Here is a 2,609-nt window from a genome sequence, read left to right as displayed (position 1 = left end):
ATGCCCTGCCGCCATATCGGCAATCATCTTGGGGATAAAGAAGGGGTTGAAGCGGGGACCTCTCTCGGGGTTATAATCGAGCATCTCATCCTCAAAGGTCTTGATGCCACCAACACCACTGGTAAAGATCACGCCGATGCGGTTTTTATCGGCACTCTCTAGGTCGAGTCCACTATCTTTCAGCGCCTCCTCGGCACTGACGAGGGCAAACATGGTGTAGCGGTCGAACTTTCTCGCCTCTTTTCGGTCGAAATGCTCGGCCGGGTCAAAGCCCTTGACTTCACATGCAAATTGTGTCTTGTGCTTACTTGCATCCCAAAGTGTGATGGGGGCCGCACCACTGCGTCCCGCTTTCATTCCCTCCCAAGTAGAGGCGAGGTTGCTCCCAAGTGGGGAGATAGCACCAAGTCCAGTGACTACTACTCTCTTTAGCTCCATAATATATAGTGTGTGAATATTTATATGTTGAACAACTTACTGACAACTCCAATATCAAAAAAGAGCCGAAGTGCCCCCAAAGGGTGCTACCCCATGCAGAACACTTCAGCCCTTTTATTTCCTCTCTTAAAGACTGAAACACCAGCCTTTATGGAAGGCAGCAGAATGGATGATATGCAAGGCGCTGAGGGTGAGGGCGAATGGAGCGTACTAGCGTACGTGACCAAGCCCGAATCCCGAAAGCAACGCCGCAGGTCGCCATTCTGCAACTTCCTATTACTTTTCTTCGATAGCAGCTTGGATGTGGCTAATAGCGTCGCCAACGGTCTGGATGTTTTGAGACACCTCATCCTCGATGTTGATGTCAAAAACCTTCTCAAACTCCATAATAAGCTCTACAGTATCGAGAGAGTCGGCACCAAGATCATTGGTGAAGCTAGCTGCCTCAGTTACCTCGCTCGCGTCTACGTTAAGCTTATCTACGATGATCTCTATTACCTTGTCTGCAATTTCTTGTCTTGTCATGGCAAATCTTTTGTAATTTAGTTGTTGTCAATATCTCTAGTTGTATATATTCTCCGCAAATGTAGTTATCTTTGACAATGATAACTCATCAATTACTCCGCAAATATACACATATTCTGCACAAGGGGTATATCAATGTGCATTTTTAACGTTATTTCATATGAAAACTATTGCAATATTTGCCTCAGGGAGTGGTAGCAACATGCAGAAAATAGCCGAATATTTCCAAGCTCACCCCGAGCTAGAGCTACAGATTGCCTGCGTGATCACCGACCAAAAAGAGGCGTATGTACAGGAGAGAGCCAAGACCTTTGGCATCCCCTCTCATTATCTGACCCGTGAGGAGCTGGGCTCTAGTAGCACCCTTTTGCCCTTGCTAGAGGGGTATCATGTGGATGCTATTGTGCTAGCTGGCTACTTGCGACTGATTCCGTCTTTTCTCCTCAGAGCCTACCCCGATAGGATCGTCAATATCCATCCCGCTCTACTTCCCAAGTATGGGGGCAAAGGGATGCATGGGATGAATGTACATAGGGCGGTAAAAGCAGCAGGCGAGACCACCTCGGGGATTACCATCCATGTGATCGATGAAGAGTACGACCGTGGCACTACCCTCTTCCAAGCCTCAACAGAAATCTCCCCCACCGATACGGCAGAGGAGATTCAGCAGAAGGTGCAGGTGCTGGAGCATCGTTACTTTGCCCCAACTATTGCGAAGTGGCTTACCACGCTTTGCTAAAGAGCGAAAGACGGGCCACTAGCCCCAGAGCACACCTGAATTGGTCGGGAGTAGCTACGGTCAATGCCCCGCTGTGCCCGAAGGTTTGGTAGGTGCCACTTAAAAAGAAGTAGCAGTGCTGTCCCTCCATCGGATAGTACTGCAGAGCCGCCTGGTAGAGCTGTCTATTGAGCTGACTTCGCTCCGATTGGTCGTAGATCTTGGCGCGAGCAGTGTCGTAGATTCCTTTGAGTTGCAGCTGCCACTGAGGAGAGAAGCTGTAGCGAGCCTCTAGTACGGTGCTGAGGTTGTCGCACCGCTCTATCGCCTTGGCTGGAATGCCATGCCCTCTCAGCACGCCTAGGTAATCGAGGTCGGAGTGGTAGTAGAGGAGGTCGAGATAGATATTGAAGCGACCGAAGTCTAGCTTTTGTCCTGTGCCGATCGTGTACATCTTCTTCCCCTTTGCCAAAGGGGCAAAAGCGGCCGCATACCTTAGCTGCAGTTGGCGGTCGAAGTAGCTACTATTCCACGCCATAGCTCCCATAAGAGGGAGGCGTAGTGCCACAATATCATCGTGTCCAAAGGCCTCCCTCTGCTCGCGAGTGCGACTATTGGTAACCTGCAGAGCCCGCTCCTGAGTTGGTGAGAGCTGAAAAGAGCTACTCACCCCAGTGAGGTAGCAGGTGATTTGATTGCCATACCAGCTAAAGTCGTAGACATCGATGGGGTACTCCTGAAACTCAAATCCCCCCACCAGCTTAGCATGCCGACCCACCGTCACCGCCACTCGGTCACTCGCTTGATACTTCAAGAAGGCGTAGTCAATCGCATTGCTTAGATTTTCGAGCCGATAGATCGTAGCATCCTTATTAAAACGTTGCACATACCGATAGGAGAGTTTCGGGGTGAACCGCCCTTCTACACC

Annotated in this window: 4 protein-coding genes; 1 reads left to right on the top strand and 3 read right to left on the bottom strand. The window is 50.1% G+C overall.

Features of this window, described 5'->3' with window-relative positions:
- Window positions 1-438, bottom strand: a 438-nt coding sequence (locus QVO39_RS03010; RefSeq protein ID WP_288171702.1) for a beta-ketoacyl synthase N-terminal-like domain-containing protein, incomplete at its 3' end; no start/stop codon positions are given.
- Between the two features lie 276 nt (window positions 439-714).
- Window positions 715-963 (bottom strand): acyl carrier protein, encoded by a 249-nt coding sequence (locus QVO39_RS03005; RefSeq protein WP_021902969.1) that lies wholly within the window; start codon window positions 961-963, stop codon window positions 715-717.
- Window positions 964-1,123: 160 nt separating this feature from the next.
- On the opposite strand from QVO39_RS03005, the gene purN reads away from it, so the two are divergent.
- A complete protein-coding gene (purN, locus tag QVO39_RS03000) occupies window positions 1,124-1,702 on the top strand; it encodes a phosphoribosylglycinamide formyltransferase (RefSeq protein WP_021902968.1) in 579 nt (192 codons plus the stop codon).
- On the opposite strand, the gene QVO39_RS02995 is transcribed toward purN, so the two are convergent.
- The coding region (locus tag QVO39_RS02995) for a porin (RefSeq protein ID WP_288171701.1) at window positions 1,686-2,609 on the bottom strand (924 nt) is incomplete at its 5' end. The genes purN and QVO39_RS02995 overlap by 17 nt on opposite strands.

Origin of the sequence: Porphyromonas sp. CAG:1061 (genome assembly GCF_000435035.1) — a bacterium.
Lineage (GTDB): Bacteria > Bacteroidota > Bacteroidia > Bacteroidales > Porphyromonadaceae > Porphyromonas_A > Porphyromonas_A somerae.
The sequence above is the reverse complement of the archived record's forward strand: the minus strand, read 5'-3'. Positions and strand labels throughout refer to the sequence as shown.

Coding starts and splice junctions, on each gene's coding strand:
- purN (WP_021902968.1), top strand. CDS start 1,124: ATGAAAACTATTGCAATATTTGCCTCAGGGAGTGGTAGCAACATGCAG.
- QVO39_RS03005 (WP_021902969.1), bottom strand. CDS start 963: ATGACAAGACAAGAAATTGCAGACAAGGTAATAGAGATCATCGTAGAT.